This window comes from Agrobacterium pusense (assembly GCF_013285525.1).
GTDB classification, from domain to species: domain Bacteria; phylum Pseudomonadota; class Alphaproteobacteria; order Rhizobiales; family Rhizobiaceae; genus Agrobacterium; species Agrobacterium pusense.
In genome coordinates this window covers 1004074-1018470 of record NZ_CP053856.1, presented here as the reverse complement: position 1 = coordinate 1018470, position 14397 = coordinate 1004074, and the positions used below count along the sequence as shown (strand labels likewise).

The following is a 14397-nucleotide window of genomic DNA, read 5'->3' as shown; positions in this document are numbered from 1 at the left end:
GCCCTGACACAGCCGGGGCTTCAACCTCACTGTCTGCGGGCGTTCACGACCTCAAGGAGAATAGCCGCGCCGGTTTCGCCAGGCGGGACATCCGTGCGCAGACGTTGCTGCACCAGAGCATAACCTTCGAGCATGGCCTTCCGCTCAATTGTATCGGATGACAGGCGTTCCGCCCAACGCAGCATCGATCCGGCCCTGACCACCTCGTTGAAATACTCCGGGACGACAGCATAATCGGCAATGAGATTGGGTAGCGCACCCGTCCAAGTCTTCACCCGCTTGCTCAGCATGGTGAAAATCCAGTCGGTCTTGTAGACAGATATGGTCGGCACGCCGGCAAGAGCCAACTCAAGAATGACCGTGCCTGACGCTGCGATAGCCGCATCGGCTTCCGCAAAGGAGTTCCACTTGAAAGCAGGATCGATGCCGATTTCGGGTCTGATTTCCTGCGGCCAAGACGCCGCCAGTTCGCGGATGCGATGTTCCTGACGTGGAACGGTGGGCAGCAGAAACCGCGTCGGACCATTCCGTTCCACAAAAGCCTTCGCCGCGTGCTGGAACGGCTCCATCAGCCTGGTGGTCTCGGTGGAACGCGACCCGGGCAGAAGAAGAATCGTCTTCGGCCGCCCCTCCGCTGGAAGTGGCCGTTCTGCCCGCTTCCGACGCACCGCGAGGACGTCCGGATCGACGCTGAGGCGATGGCCGACGAATGTGGTCGGCGGGCCTCCGAGACTGCGCATCGCCTCCGGCTCAAATGGCAGGAGAGCCAGGACATGGTCCACATAGGATAACATCGCCGTGGCGCGATGTTCTTTCCAGGCCCAGACGCTCGGGCAAACATAATTGACGACCGGCAGATGCGGCAGTTCCTTGCGGACTTTTTTTGCCACTCGATGGGTGAAATCCGGGCTGTCGATGATCAAAAGGACATCCGGTTTTTCCCGTATCACCGCCTCAGCCGCCCGGTTGATCAGGCCGATCAGTTTGGGCAGTTTCTTGAGGACCTGCGTGAACCCCATGATCGAGAGTTCGGAATAATCGAAAAGAGAAGTGAGCCCCTGCCCCTCGAGCGCCTCGCCGCCGACGCCGACAAGTTCGATCGAACCGGGATATCGGGCCTTGAGGGCCCGGATCAGATCCGCGCCGAGAAGATCGCCCGACACTTCGCCGGCGATGACCGCCACCTTCAATCTCTCCGTCATCCCATCATGTCTCCGCGAAGTGACGTATCGATGCCACAGACGAATATGCCCGCCTGATCGGCAGCTTTCAACATCGCGTCACGATCAAGCACCAGTGCGCGTCCGGCTTCGACGGCAATGCCCGCAAGCCCGGCCTTTTGGGCATTTTCGACAGTTTCGATCCCGATTGTCGGCAGATCGGCGCGTATATCCTGCTGCGGTTTGCAGAGCTTGACCAGCACACCCCGGCGGCGGGGCGAGATGCGTCCCTCCGCGCGCAATGCCGCGACGCGCAGTAACATTGCGTCCGTGCCTTCAACGCCCTCAAGCGCCACGATGCGGCCGCCGACGGAGACCGCGCCCTGCCCGACATCAAGTTTGCCGAGCGCAAGCGCCGCCTCAGCTGCCTTGCGTATGTCCTTCAAGTCGTCTTCGGCCGGTTTTTGCGTGCCGAAAGCGCCAGTCGTGGCCAAGAGGCCTGGAGCGATCTCATGCGCGCCGATGACTTTCGCACCGAGCGTGCCGATGATCTTTATGACCATCTGCAGAACGGCGTCATCGCCGCCCGACAACAGCGTTTTGACGATGGATGGAAGTTTTAGCAGGATGGCGACGGTGGGGCGGATTTCACGCCATTCCGGCCGCCGCGCCACGGCCCCGGAGAGTACGACACGATCCACCCGGTTGTCACGCAGCAGCCGGCCAAGCCCGGCGACGTCACCAACCGAGATGACGGCGTTGTCGAAACCGCTCCAGTCGAAGCGGGAATCATCGCGCAGCCGCACGATGAAAGGATCTTCTCCCATCTCACGGGCGGCGTTCGCCACGTAAAGCGGCAAATGGCCGCTGCCGGCCACAATGGCGAGACGCCCGCCGCCTGTCACGGCTCACTTGCCCCGGTTGGGCGAAGAGATTGCGCGGTCGCTGTCCACTCCAATGAAATCGATGATTTCTAGCGCCTGCGGGCAATCCAGATATTCGCTGCGGTCGATCGCTGCCGCATTGCCCCGGATCGTGCCTTCCGCCTCGAAAATCTGCTTGAAGACGCGCCGGACCTTGTGGATATCTGCGCGCTCAATGCCGGCACGCGTCATGCCAACGACATTAAGGCCGCCGAGAATGCCGGGATTGCCATTCAGCATGCCATAGGGAATGACATCGTAATTGACCGCGGACAGTCCGCCGATGAAGGCCTGACGGCCAATGCGGGTGAACTGGTGAACAGCACAGCCGCCGCCGAGAATGGCGCGGTCCTCGATCGTCACATGGCCTGCCAGCATCACATTGTTGGACAGGATGATGTGGTCGCCAAGGCGGCAATCATGCGCCACATGTGAGTTGGCAAGGAACAGATTGTCGTTACCGACGATCGTCTTGCCGCTGCCATCAGAGCTGCCGGCGTTCATGGTGACGCCTTCGCGCATGATGCAGCGCTCGCCAATTTCGAGCGTGGTTTCAGAACCGTCGTGGCGAACCGCCTGCGGCGTGCCGCCGATGACCGCCATGGGGTGGACGACCGATCCACGGCCGATGACCGTCAGGCCGGATACAACGGCATGATTGTGCAGCCGGACATCATCATGCAGCGTGACTTTCGCGCCGACGTAGCTCAGCGCACCGATGACGACGTTTTCACCGATCACCGCGCCATCTTCGATCACGGCGGTGGGGTGAATTCTGGCCGAGGCGGCAATCGTGCTCATTGCTGGTCCTCGGGGATCATCATGGCGCCGACATCAGCCTCCGCCACCAGCGCACCATCCACCTTCGCCTCGCAATGGAATTTGAAGACATTGCCGCGCTGGCGCTGCTTGACGACGTGGATTTCCAGACGGTCACCGGGGATCACGGGTTTGCGGAAACGGGCGTTGTCGATTGTCATGAAGTAGACCAGATGGCCGCCCTCGCCTTGACTGCGGGCGCATATTGCACCTGCCGTCTGGGCCATGGCTTCGACGATCAGAACACCCGGCATGATCGGCCGGTCCGGGAAGTGGCCGGTGAAATGCGGTTCGTTGACCGTCACGTTCTTGATGCCGGTCGCCGAATTGTTACCGTCAATATCGATGATCTTGTCGATCAGCAAGAATGGGTAACGATGCGGCAGAAGCTTCATGACTTCCAGAATGTCAGCCGCGCCGAGCGTCGTCTTCGTTTCTTCAGTCATTGTTTTTCTCTCCTGTTTTTTTATCACGCCCTTCAGCGCGTGCCAGAATTTCGGCCATGTCGCGCAGGAAATATTTCATCGGTCGCGCAGGCGTTCCGCCATAACGGGCGCCTGCCGGCACGTCCGCCACAACACCGCTCATGGCAGCGATCTGCACGCCGTCGCCAATGTTGATATGGCCATTGACGCCTGCCGCACCACCAATCATCACACCGTCGCCGATACGGGTGCTGCCCGCAATGCCGACCTTGCTGACGATGCCGCAATGGCGGCCGATGCGAACGTTGTGGCCAATCTGGACCTGATTGTCGATCTTGGTGCCTTCGCCGATCACCGTGTCATCCATGGTGCCGCGATCGATCGTGGTGTTCGCGCCGATCTCGACATTGTCCTGGATGATGACACGGCCAATCTGGACGATCTTCAGCATGCCGCGTGGACCGGGGGCATAGCCGAAACCGTCTTGCCCGATGCGCGCACCATTGTGGATAATCACATTATTACCGATGAGCGCGGCAAGAACGCTTGCGCCGCCTGCAATGGTGCAATCGCGTCCGATCTGTACGTCCTGCCCGATGATGACACCGGGCCCGATCCGCGTACCAGCACCGATGTGGGCGCCGGCGCCGATCACTGCGAGCGCCTCGACAATGACGCCCGCTTCCAGCTTCGCGGAAGGATCGACATGCGCAGCATGAGAAATTTCGCTTTCCATCCGCGCGATCGGACCGGGACGCATCGCCGAGGGGTGCAGCAAGGCACCAACCTGGGCAAACAGCGTGTGTGGATTTTTCGATATCAGCGCGGGGATGTCGGACGGAAGCATGTCCACAAGGGCAGCGTCACAAATGACGGCGGCGGCTTCGCAGGTCTGCAGCTCATCGCGGTTCTTGCGCGAAAGGATATAGCAGAGCTGATCGGGTTTTGCCCGATAGACCGGAGAAACGGACCTGACAATCCGCTCTCCCGCCGCCTCATCAGACAGTTCCGCCCCAAAGCGGTCTGCGATGTCTTTCAATCGCAGTCCCTCGTGGGGCGGAAAAAACGCGTTGTATTCCATTAGCCGGAAACTCCAGAACGTTCAAAGTTGCAGTTCTGGACTGCCGATATCAGAAAGTGTTGGACATGCCAAACCGGAAACGCTGTTCCTCGTCGTAGTCTTCCTTGGCGATCGGAACCGCGTAGTCTACACGGATCGGACCGAAGGGCGACGCCCACATCACGCCAATACCGGCGGATGCGCGGATGGAATTGTCATCCTTTACACCGGCGCTGTTGGCGACCTTATTGCCGTAAAGCGTACCGGCATCGACGAAACCAGCAAGACGCAGACCGAAATCCTCGGGAACGCCAGGCATCGGAGCCGTGACTTCAGCAGAGGCGGCAAAATAGGTCGTGCCGCCGATGGAGTCGGAACCGATGCGCGGACCGATACCATCGTTCTTGAAGCCGCGCACCTGACGTCCGCCGAACTTGAACTGATCGAATACCAGCAGATTGTCGCCCGTCGGCATCACGTGACCGGCCTGACCGGTGAGCGAGCCGATGACATCGTACTCATCCGACAGGGTATAGAAGAAGCGCGCCTTGGCGTAGATCTTGTAATATTCAGAATCGCCACCCAGACCGGCAAATTCGTTCGTCAAAGCAGCCTGCCAGCCTTCACGCGGCATGTTGCGGTCGTCGAGCGTATTGTAGTTCAGCGTGTTGGAGATGATGGACTGCGTCCAATCGCCACCGCGGATCAGGTCCTTATAAGGTGCAGCAAGGTTGCTACCGGTCTCCCAGTCACCCTCACCATCATAGTTGAGCTGCTTGTAGGTATACTTGAACGTCGTCGAGAGATCCTCGGTGATAGGCGCGGTCACGCGCAGCGAGAAGCCCTGCTCGTCGTAGTCGTAATAATCTTCGCTGCGGCTCTGGCTCTTGAACAGGTCGAAACCTGCAGCAAGGCGGTAGCCGAGGAAATAAGGCTCGGTAAAGGACAGCGTGTAGCTACGCGCATCGTCTTCACCCGCACCGGCAGCGAGACGGATATACTGACCGCGGCCGAGGAAGTTCTTTTCTTCGATGGAGGCTTCGAGCAGAACACCGTCGTTCTGCGAATAACCGGCGCCGATACCGAACGAACCGGTCGACTGATCTTCAACGTCAACCACGATCACGACGCGGTCAGGCGCGCTGCCGCCGGCGGTCGAGATATTGACCTTCGAGAAGTAACCCAGCGCTTCCAGACGACGCTTGGCAGCGGTGATAACCGTCTGGTTGAACGCATCGCCTTCAGAAATATCGAATTCGCGACGAATGACATAGTCACGCGTGCGGGTGTTGCCACGGATTTCGATACGCTCGACGTAAGCGCGCTCGCCCTGATCAACGATGTAGGTCACGCCAATGGTGTTGCCGGACATGTCGCGGTCGCCGCGCGGCGTTACACGGGCGAAAGGATAACCTTCACCGGCGACGCGCTTGGAAATCGCCTCCATGCTCTGCTGAACTTCCTTGGCGCTGTAGCTTGCGCCCTGGCGGGTCTCAACGAGGCCCTGAAGCTCCGAACCCTCAACACCCGGAACGGTCGATTCGACCGCGACGTTGCCGAAGTTGTAACGCTGACCTTCATCGACCGTGATGGTGATGTTGTATTCGTTTTTGGACTCATCAAGCACAGCCTCGGAACCAACGACCCGGAAGTCGGCGTAACCGCGGTTGTAATAGAACTGGCGCAGCGCCTCTTCGTCGGCGCGCAGCTTGTCCTCGTTGTAGACGTCCTTACGCGTCAGGAATGACAGCATGTTGGACTTCTTGGTATTGATGACAGCAGCCAGACGACCATCGCTGTAGGCATTGTTGCCCACGAAGTCGATGCGGCCGATCTTGGTACGCTCACCTTCATTGATGACGAAAGCGATGTTCACGCGACCCTGACCGACGGAAACCGTCTGGGTGGTGACTTCGACATCGCTGCGGCCGATAGCGGCATAGGCTTCCTTGATGCGGGCAATATCCGCCGTCACGATGGCCTGATTGAACGGGCCGAGCGACTGCGTCTGCACGATGCCGGCGAGCTTGTCGTCCTTGATCTTGCGGTTACCGTTGAAGACTACCTGGTTAACGAGTTGGTTCTCGTTGACGGTCACGACAAGCGTGCTGCCCGAAACGCGCATGGAAACATTCGAGAAATAACCGGTGGCGTAAAGACGCTTCACCGATTCATCGATGTCCGAATTGGAAAAGTTCTTGCCGGGCGCAATGGTGATGTTGGAACGAACCGAATCCGCACCCGATCTTTCGGCGCCGCGAACGTCGATTCTGCTGATGACGGCTGCCTGTGCAACGCCAGCAGAGGCAAGCACACCAAGGCCCGCAACCGAAGAAACACCGGCAGACAGAGCAACCGCCGACACAGCGTTCAAAAATCTTGAACCAGCCTTCATTTCAATTCTTACCTTTTTACGTTGTCCCTCAGCGGGCGGAACCCGACTCCGGCCATGTGCGTCGTTTTACCTGCTTTTCCCCTACAAGCAAGCGCGAACGTTAAATTCTGTTTACTTCGTGCTCCAGAGTGGCTCATTCGCCACTTTGGCATAAAAACAAGGTAAACAACCGACTAACAAAACCGTTAAAACACAATCCTCAGCCAATCAAGCTGCTGATATCATTCCATGTTGCAAAAACCATAAGACCCAAAATCATCGCCATGCCGATGCGGAAGGCAACCTCCTGCGCGCCCGCTCCCAGCGGCCTGCCGCGGATGGCCTCGATGGCGTAGAACACGAGATGTCCGCCGTCCAGAACCGGGACGGGCATCAGATTGAGGAGCCCGATCGATACCGACAAAACGGCTGCAAGTTGAATCACGGCGGAAATGCCAAGAGTCGCCATCTGGCCAGAAGCCTGCGCGACCCGCACCGGGCCGCCGAGCTGATCGGCATTCATGCGGCCGGTAACGAGATTGCCGATATAATTGAATGTGCCGGTGATGACGTGGCCTGTCTCGCGCACACCTTCCAGAAGCGCCTGCGACGGCGAATATTTGATGTGACGGAAATTACCGCTGGTCTGGTCGGTGACAATGCCGATGATGCCCATTTCCAGCTTGTTGCCGAACTGGTCGGTGGTTTCGGTCCGGGTCGGCACCATCGGCAGCTTGAGCTCCTCGCCTGCCCGCTCGACGGTGACCGTGATAGGCGTGCCGGGCCGGATGCCGACATAACGGCGGACATCTTCGAAGGTCACCACTTTTTCGCCATCAATCGCCACCAGACGGTCGCCGGGGCGCACGCCCGCAGCGGCAGCGGCACTGTTTTCACGCACCTCTGCAACAACGGGATCGGCGATCATCCGGCCGTAAATGCCGAAGAGTACTGCGAAGATGAGAATCGCGAGGATGAAGTTTGCGATCGGGCCCGCAGCGACGGTCGCCGCCCTTTTCCACAGTTTTGCACCGGAAAGCGTCTGCGCCCTTTCCTCCAGCGTCATATGGGACAGGCCCGAGCTGTCCGGCTTGCTCGCTGCGTCTTCATCACCAAAGAATTTCACGTAGCCGCCCAGTGGTATGGCTGAGATCTTCCATCTCGTCCCGCGCTTGTCGGTGAAACCGAGCAGCTCGGGGCCGAATCCGACGGAGAATGCCGTGGAACGGATGCCGCACCAGCGACCGACGAGATAATGCCCCATCTCGTGGACAAAAACGAGAAGGGAAAGCACCAGGATGAAGGGCACGATATAGCCGGTCAAAAAGCCGGTCGCCGCCATTACTGTGTTCATGACAATCTGCCCTTCATGTCGTGACCTTTCGTGCCGCTTAGAAACCCGGCAGCAGACCGCCGCCCGACCCGGGCACATAGCCGGTTGCCGCCGCGTGCACGAAAGCTATGAGGAATACCGTAAAGCAGGCGAAAACAAGACCGTCAACACGGTCCATGACGCCACCATGGCCAGGAATGAGATGGCTTGAATCCTTGACCTGGAAACGCCGTTTCACGAAGGATTCGAAGAGATCGCCGATCTGGCTGAACACGGAAAGAAGGAGTGCAAGCCCCAGCACCAGAAAGCTGATGCGTCCGTGATAGGCCATGGAGACTGCCGCGCCGCCGATCACGGCCGCCGCCGCCCCGCCAATCGCGCCAGACCACGTCTTTCCGGGCGAAATAGAAGGCGCCAGCTTCGGCCCGCCGATGGCGCGACCGACAAAATAGGCAAGAATATCCGTTGACCAGACAACGGCGAAAATGAACAGGATGGATACAAAGCCCGTCAGTTCGTCACCGCGGATGGCCGCCAGTGATATACCGCTCAGACCCGCATAAAAAATGCCCCCCACCAGCCACCAGTTTTTGCCGCGCAATACCGGAAACAGCGCCGCTGTCAGCGTGAAGCCTGACAAAAGCGGCAGGTCGAGCGAGGATTCGCCGAAAATCGTGTTGCCGGCAATGACGGCGACGGAAAACCAGCCCCAGGCGTTGCCGGTCGGATTGCTTTCCGACATCCGGGTAATCGTCGACCACTCATAATAGATGAGAATCGCCAGAAGGCCCGCAACGATGCGGAACAGAATGCCGCCATACCAGGTTGCGGCCAGAATGACCGCGGCCATGACGATCGCGGAAACAATCCGCAGTCTGAGTTCTCGGCTCATCAGGCGCCTGCCACGGCAACCTGCTCGGTGAGTGCACCGAAGCGGCGGTCACGCGTTGCATATTGCTCGATTGCGGAGAAGAAGAGCTGCCGGTCGAAGTCCGGCCAATATTCCGGAATGAACAGGAACTCGGAATAGGCCGCCTGCCAGAGCAGGAAGTTCGACAGGCGTTCCTCGCCGCTGGTGCGGATGATCAGGTCAGGATCAGGAATGCCCGAGGTGTCGAGCCGGGCCGAAATCATCTCGGGGGTGATGGAAGCGGCGTCTAGCCTGCCTGCGGCAACATCAAGGGCGATTGACGCCGTCGCGCGAGCGATCTCGTCACGGCTGCCGTAGTTGAAGGCGATCACCAGCGTCAGCTTGGTGTTGTCGGCCGTCATCTGCTCAGCCTCTTCCAGAAGCGAGCGAATATCGTTCTTCAGCCCCTGCCGGTCACCGATGATCCGCACGCGGACGTTCTCGCGGTGCAGTTCGGCAAGGTCGCGGCGGATGAAAGCCTTCAAAAGCCCCATCAGGTCGCTTACCTCGGATTCGGGCCTGCGCCAGTTTTCCGACGAGAAGGCGAAGAGGGTGAGATAGCGTATGCCGCAGTCACCGGCCGCGCGCACGGTCTCGCGCACGGCCTCCACACCGCGGCGATGCCCCATCACGCGCGGGAGGCCGCGCTGCTTTGCCCAGCGGCCGTTGCCATCCATGATGATGGCGACGTGCTCGGGTATGGAGGAACGTGTCGTCGTCGGCATATCGATCCAGTAACAGGGCAGCGCGGAATTAAACGGAAAAGACAGGTCTATCGCAGGCGATATCAGACCTGCATGATTTCCTTTTCCTTCTCGGCAAGCAAGCGGTCAATTTCCGAAATCGTGTCGTCGGTCATTTTCTGCACCTTTTCCGACTGGCCACGGCTTTCGTCCTGACCGATGTCGCCATCCTTTTCGGCTTTTTTCAGACCGTCCATGCCATCACGACGGACATGGCGAATCGCCACCTTGGATTTTTCGGCATAGTCATGGGCGACCTTGACGAGCGACTTGCGGCGCTCTTCATTGAGTTCAGGCAACGGAATTCTGAGGTTCTGTCCGTCAACGATCGGGTTGAGGCCGAGGTTGGATTCGCGGATGGCGCGGTCGACAGCGTTGACCATCGACTTGTCCCAGATGTTGACGCCGAGCATGCGCGGCTCGGGAACGGTGATGTTGGCCACCTGGTTGAGCGGCACACGCGAACCGTAGGCGTCGACGGTCACTGGGTCCAGAATGTTGGCCGACGCGCGGCCGGTGCGCAGCGACGCGATATCGCTCTTGAACGCATTGATGGCGCCATCCATACGGCGCTTGATATCGTTGAGGTCAACACCACTCATCTTGATACTCCATCTTGTCGGCCAGCGGCCGTATTCGCCCCAGGGGCGGCATCGTTTTGGATTATTTGTCGTGCACGATGGTCTTGCGGCCGCCGCCGGTCAATATCTGTGCAAAACCACCCTTCTCATGGATCGAGAAAACAATGATCGGGATGTGGTTTTCGCGGGCAAGGGCGACAGCGGCGATATCCATGACCGCGAGCCCCTTGCCGAGCACTTCGCTATGGGTCAGCTCGTCAAAGCGGGTTGCCGTCGGGTCCTTCTTTGGGTCAGCGGAATAGATGCCGTCCACTTGGGTTCCCTTGAAGATCGCCTCTGCGCCCATTTCGGCGGCGCGCAGTGCAGCAGCGGAATCGGTGGTAAAGAACGGGTTGCCCGTACCGCCGGCGAAAATCACCACGCGGCCCTGGGCCAGATGATGAAGGGCGGCACGCTGGGAGAAGCTCTCACAGATCTCGGGCATGGCGATTGCCGAAAGAACGACAGTGTCGATGCTGAGCTTGCGGAGCGAGGTGGCAAGGGCCAGCGCGTTGATGACGGTTGCCAGCATGCCCATATGGTCGCCGGTGACGCGGTCGCCGCCCTTGGATGCCACGGCCACGCCGCGAAAGATATTGCCGCCGCCGACGACAACGCCGACTTCAACGCCCATCGCCCTTGCCTCGGCGATATCGGAGGCAATGCGGTCGGCCACCGCCACATCGATACCGAAACCCTGATCACCCATGAGGGCTTCGCCGGAAGCCTTGAGAAGAACGCGTTTGTAGATCGGCTTGGAAGACATCATGACTCCTCGGAAATGTAACCGAAACGCGGATACACGAAGGGCACCGCGTTGTCACGCGATGCCCTCCCGTTTTCCCAAGATTGGGTAAATATAATCAGCCCTTGGCGACGGCTGCGACTTCAGCTGCGAAATCGCTTTCTTCCTTTTCGACGCCTTCGCCGAGCAGCAGGCGAACCATGCCGGTAACTTCGATGGAAGCGCCTGCTTCCTTCTCGGCTTCCTTGACGGCAGCGCCGACGGTCAGGTCGGGGTTGATGACGAAAGCCTGCGACAGAAGGGCGACTTCTTCGAAGAACTTGCGCATGCGGCCATCAACCATCTTTTCGATGATGGCTTCCGGCTTACCGGATTCGCGGGCCTGTTCGATGAAGACGTTGCGCTCGCGCTCAGCAACGGCAGCGTCGACTTCTTCAGCACGGATGGCGAGCGGGTTGGTTGCAGCGATGTGCATGGCAACCTGGCGGCCGATGGAGTTGAGAACTGCCTTGTCGCCTTCCGACTTCAGCGCAACGAGAACGCCGAGCTTGCCGATGCCGTCGCCGGCAGCGTTGTGGATGTAGGTCGCGACAACGCCGTGCGGCACTTCCAGCGCAGCGGAACGACGCAGCGTCATGTTCTCGCCGATCGTTGCGATTGCGTCCTTGATGCTGTCGGAAACGGACTTGCCGGTTGCCGGATAGGTGGCAGCGGAAACAGCGTCAACGGTGCCATCGGTGGATAGAGCAACCTGGGCGATGCCGCGGATGAGATCCTGGAAAGCGTCGTTACGGGCAACGAAGTCGGTTTCCGAGTTCAGCTCGACAACGACAGCCTTGTGACCCATGGTGGCAACGCCGACCAGACCTTCGGCAGCCGTGCGGCCGGACTTCTTGTCGGCCTTCGCGATGCCCTTGGCGCGCAGCCAGTCGATCGCCGCTTCCATGTCGCCATTGGTTTCAGCAAGAGCCTTCTTGCAGTCCATCATGCCTGCGCCAGACTTTTCGCGCAGTTCCTTCACCATTGCGGCTGTGATTTCGGTCATTGTGTGCCTCTTATCGGTTCGATCGGTCAGCCGGCGGAATTTGCCGTGCCGAAGTTCTGGGTGATGACTGTACCCGGCCGCACACCCTTTGAAACCCTGAGGTTCCGACAAGGGGCATGCGCATTCCCAAGTGCTGCGGCGTCGCCAAACATCGAAATGATGGGTGCCGCTCTAGTGTGACAGCGTTATGAAGACTGCCTGCCGTTCCAACCACCTCGGACGCCTGTGGTTTCCAGAAACCGTGGCGGAGCGGTTAGAAACAAACAAGGCCGTCAACCCATTGAAGGTCTTTGACGGCCTTGTCATATCCTGGTCGAGGAGACGGCGATACGGGATCGCCGCCAGACAGGGCCTATATCAGGCGCCAGCCTCGTCTTCGAGAGCGGGCTCGATCGGAGCTTCTTCAGAAGCGCCGATGTCGCGGCCGGAAGCGCCCTGCTGACGGGCAATACCGTCGATGGCAGCGCGTGCGATCAGGTCGCAGTAAAGCGAGATGGCGCGCGACGCGTCGTCGTTACCCGGGATCGGGTAGTCGATGTGATCCGGATCGCAGTTGCTGTCGATGATCGCAACGACCGGAATGCCAAGACGCTTGGCTTCTTCGATCGCGATCTTTTCCTTGTTGGTGTCGATGATGAACATCAGGTCCGGAACGCCGCCCATATCGCGGATACCGCCGAGAGCCTTTTCAAGCTTTTCGCGTTCGCGCTCAAGGTTCAGACGTTCCTTCTTGGAGTAGCCGGAGCCTTCCGAGTTCAGGATCTCGTCAACCTTGCGCAGGCGCTGGATCGAGTTCGAGATGGTCTTCCAGTTGGTCATCATGCCGCCGAGCCAGCGGGAGTTGACGTAGTACTGGGCCGAACGCTTTGCGCTGTCGGCGATGATTTCGGACGCCTGGCGCTTGGTGCCAACGAACAGAACGCGGCCGCCACGGGCAACGGTGTCGGACACGACCTGAAGGGCGCGCGACAGCATCGGAACGGTCTGAGCCAGGTCGATGATGTGGATGTTGTTACGGTCGCCGAAGATGTACGGCTTCATCTTCGGGTTCCAGCGGTGCGTCTGGTGGCCGAAGTGAACACCAGCTTCCAGAAGCTGGCGCATAGAAAAATCGGGCAATGCCATGCCTTGTTACTCCTTTTCCGGTTTAACCCCCGCGAAGCGAACAGCGCCGATTTTCATCGACACCACCGGGCGGAACGGACCGGATTTCTCCCGGAACATCCCAAGCTTCGCGTGTGGAATGGTGAGCCGCATACAGTCGCCCGCTTAAAAATGCAAGCGTTTATGCGAAAAAACCGCGCAAATGGCCCCGTTTCAGCGCACGGGCTTGTTTTCGCAGGTTTCGGGCTTGAGAATATCAAGCTTCGCAAGCTTTCCCGTCAGAACGAAATCACCGTAATCCATGGTGAGATCGCGGGTGATTCCGTTTTCATAAAGCTTGAACGACATGCGGTAGATCGGCAAAGCGTCGGTGCCGGTCTTGTCGTTGTAATAGGCGATGGTCACCGGCCAGAAGGCGGCCTTGGCGAAATCGCCCGCCTTGCCGGCATCCGCGTCCCCGTCCTTCGGTGTCTGCGCCTTGCCGACCAGCGTCGAGGTGATCAGGCTTTCATCACCATCATCCGACCCATCGAAAATACGGGATTCGAAAATGCGCTTTCCCTGCTTCGCGTGCTCGATGACCTGAAACATGTGTTGTGTCGGGAACTCACTTGCGACCAGACTGACCTGGCGGGCATCCGGACGGGTCAGGTCGACCTTCACGCCATCGCTGCTATCGGTTGCCGCCCCCTGCACTTCCTTGTCCAGCTTGTCATCGGTGTAGGACTTGGTCTCGAAGGTGAATTTCTTGGCGGCAATGTCTTCGAACGTCGTCGTCTGCTGATCCGTCATCCGCACGGCATCGCCCGTGTTGATCTGCGTTACGAAACGGAAATCGGTCTTGTAACCCTGGCAGGCGGAGCCGGTGAACTCATAGACCATGCGACCAGTCATGCCTTCGATGCCGGAGCGATCGGACGCATCCTTGAGTTCGAGGTCGTAGACGGCGCGATGTGCAATGAGATCGGGAACCGCGACGGGCAAGGCGCTGGCGGCGTTCGACAGGCCGGTCATAAGCCCTGTTGCGGCAACGAAACCAAGCGTCCTGACAAACATGCAATATCTCCTGTTGGACTCACCGCTCATATTGTACAAGCAACCGCCCGGCTTTTGGATCAACATCTTCTGAATGCCGG

At 59.2% G+C, this 14397-nt stretch carries 14 protein-coding genes; all 14 read right to left on the bottom strand.

Annotation, left to right across the window (positions count from 1 at the left end; all coding sequences use genetic code 11):
• Nucleotides 1-26: 26 nt before the first annotated feature.
• The 14 genes from lpxB to HQN82_RS04895 all read right to left on the bottom strand — a co-directional run bounded on the left by lpxB (nt 27) and on the right by HQN82_RS04895 (nt 14317).
• Nucleotides 27-1202 (bottom strand): lipid-A-disaccharide synthase, encoded by a 1176-nt coding sequence (lpxB, locus tag HQN82_RS04960; RefSeq protein ID WP_045534118.1) that lies wholly within the window; start codon nt 1200-1202, stop codon nt 27-29.
• Nucleotides 1199-2065 carry an LpxI family protein gene (locus HQN82_RS04955; RefSeq protein ID WP_162699314.1) on the bottom strand — a complete coding sequence of 289 codons (867 nt, stop codon included), beginning with the start codon at nt 2063-2065 and terminating at the stop codon, nt 1199-1201. Before HQN82_RS04955 ends, lpxB begins: the two co-directional genes overlap by 4 nt.
• A 3-nt stretch (nt 2066-2068) precedes the next feature.
• The gene (lpxA, locus tag HQN82_RS04950; protein WP_006697564.1) at nt 2069-2884 is read right to left on the bottom strand and encodes an acyl-ACP--UDP-N-acetylglucosamine O-acyltransferase; all 816 of its coding nucleotides are present in this window, start codon (nt 2882-2884) and stop codon (nt 2069-2071) included.
• Complete coding sequence (gene fabZ, locus HQN82_RS04945; RefSeq protein ID WP_004441570.1) at nt 2881-3348, bottom strand: 3-hydroxyacyl-ACP dehydratase FabZ; 468 nt, start codon at nt 3346-3348, stop codon at nt 2881-2883. Before fabZ ends, lpxA begins: the two co-directional genes overlap by 4 nt.
• Complete coding sequence (lpxD, locus tag HQN82_RS04940) at nt 3341-4408, bottom strand: UDP-3-O-(3-hydroxymyristoyl)glucosamine N-acyltransferase (RefSeq protein WP_173614601.1); 1068 nt, start codon at nt 4406-4408, stop codon at nt 3341-3343. The genes fabZ and lpxD overlap by 8 nt, the downstream gene beginning before the upstream one ends.
• A gap of 49 nt (nt 4409-4457) precedes the next feature.
• Nucleotides 4458-6782, bottom strand: coding sequence for an outer membrane protein assembly factor BamA (gene bamA, locus HQN82_RS04935; protein WP_004441565.1), 2325 nt, complete (start codon nt 6780-6782; stop codon nt 4458-4460).
• Between the two features lie 199 nt (nt 6783-6981).
• Nucleotides 6982-8103 (bottom strand): RIP metalloprotease RseP, encoded by a 1122-nt coding sequence (rseP, locus tag HQN82_RS04930; protein ID WP_162699329.1) that lies wholly within the window; start codon nt 8101-8103, stop codon nt 6982-6984.
• A gap of 49 nt (nt 8104-8152) precedes the next feature.
• On the bottom strand, nt 8153-8986 hold the full coding sequence (locus tag HQN82_RS04925; RefSeq protein ID WP_112765771.1) for a phosphatidate cytidylyltransferase: 834 nt from the start codon (nt 8984-8986) through the stop codon (nt 8153-8155).
• A complete protein-coding gene (locus HQN82_RS04920; RefSeq protein ID WP_004441561.1) occupies nt 8986-9729 on the bottom strand; it encodes an isoprenyl transferase in 744 nt (247 codons plus the stop codon). The genes HQN82_RS04925 and HQN82_RS04920 overlap by 1 nt, the downstream gene beginning before the upstream one ends.
• A 62-nt stretch (nt 9730-9791) precedes the next feature.
• Nucleotides 9792-10349, bottom strand: a complete 558-nt coding sequence (frr, locus tag HQN82_RS04915; RefSeq protein WP_004441558.1) for a ribosome recycling factor — start codon at nt 10347-10349, stop codon at nt 9792-9794.
• Nucleotides 10350-10410: 61 nt separating this feature from the next.
• Entirely contained in the window at nt 10411-11133 is a 723-nt protein-coding gene (gene pyrH, locus HQN82_RS04910) for a UMP kinase (protein WP_003502561.1), read from the bottom strand.
• A 97-nt stretch (nt 11134-11230) separates the two neighbouring features.
• A complete protein-coding gene (tsf, locus tag HQN82_RS04905) occupies nt 11231-12157 on the bottom strand; it encodes a translation elongation factor Ts (RefSeq protein WP_004441554.1) in 927 nt (308 codons plus the stop codon).
• Between the two features lie 357 nt (nt 12158-12514).
• Entirely contained in the window at nt 12515-13282 is a 768-nt protein-coding gene (gene rpsB, locus HQN82_RS04900) for a 30S ribosomal protein S2 (protein WP_003502558.1), read from the bottom strand.
• Nucleotides 13283-13474: 192 nt separating this feature from the next.
• Nucleotides 13475-14317, bottom strand: a complete 843-nt coding sequence (locus HQN82_RS04895; protein ID WP_004441545.1) for a cell envelope integrity EipB family protein — start codon at nt 14315-14317, stop codon at nt 13475-13477.
• Nucleotides 14318-14397 lie beyond the last annotated feature (80 nt).

Excerpts from the sequence above, each read along its gene's own strand:
- lpxB (WP_045534118.1), bottom strand. The coding sequence starts at position 1,202 with ATGACGGAGAGATTGAAGGTGGCGGTCATCGCCGGCGAAGTGTCGGGC.
- lpxA (WP_006697564.1), bottom strand. The coding sequence starts at position 2,884 with ATGAGCACGATTGCCGCCTCGGCCAGAATTCACCCCACCGCCGTGATC.
- fabZ (WP_004441570.1), bottom strand. The coding sequence starts at position 3,348 with ATGACTGAAGAAACGAAGACGACGCTCGGCGCGGCTGACATTCTGGAA.
- lpxD (WP_173614601.1), bottom strand. The coding sequence starts at position 4,408 with ATGGAATACAACGCGTTTTTTCCGCCCCACGAGGGACTGCGATTGAAA.
- bamA (WP_004441565.1), bottom strand. The coding sequence starts at position 6,782 with ATGAAGGCTGGTTCAAGATTTTTGAACGCTGTGTCGGCGGTTGCTCTG.
- rseP (WP_162699329.1), bottom strand. The coding sequence starts at position 8,103 with ATGGCGGCGACCGGCTTTTTGACCGGCTATATCGTGCCCTTCATCCTG.
- HQN82_RS04925 (WP_112765771.1), bottom strand. The coding sequence starts at position 8,986 with ATGAGCCGAGAACTCAGACTGCGGATTGTTTCCGCGATCGTCATGGCC.
- HQN82_RS04920 (WP_004441561.1), bottom strand. The coding sequence starts at position 9,729 with ATGCCGACGACGACACGTTCCTCCATACCCGAGCACGTCGCCATCATC.
- frr (WP_004441558.1), bottom strand. The coding sequence starts at position 10,349 with ATGAGTGGTGTTGACCTCAACGATATCAAGCGCCGTATGGATGGCGCC.
- pyrH (WP_003502561.1), bottom strand. The coding sequence starts at position 11,133 with ATGTCTTCCAAGCCGATCTACAAACGCGTTCTTCTCAAGGCTTCCGGC.
- tsf (WP_004441554.1), bottom strand. The coding sequence starts at position 12,157 with ATGACCGAAATCACAGCCGCAATGGTGAAGGAACTGCGCGAAAAGTCT.
- rpsB (WP_003502558.1), bottom strand. The coding sequence starts at position 13,282 with ATGGCATTGCCCGATTTTTCTATGCGCCAGCTTCTGGAAGCTGGTGTT.
- HQN82_RS04895 (WP_004441545.1), bottom strand. The coding sequence starts at position 14,317 with ATGTTTGTCAGGACGCTTGGTTTCGTTGCCGCAACAGGGCTTATGACC.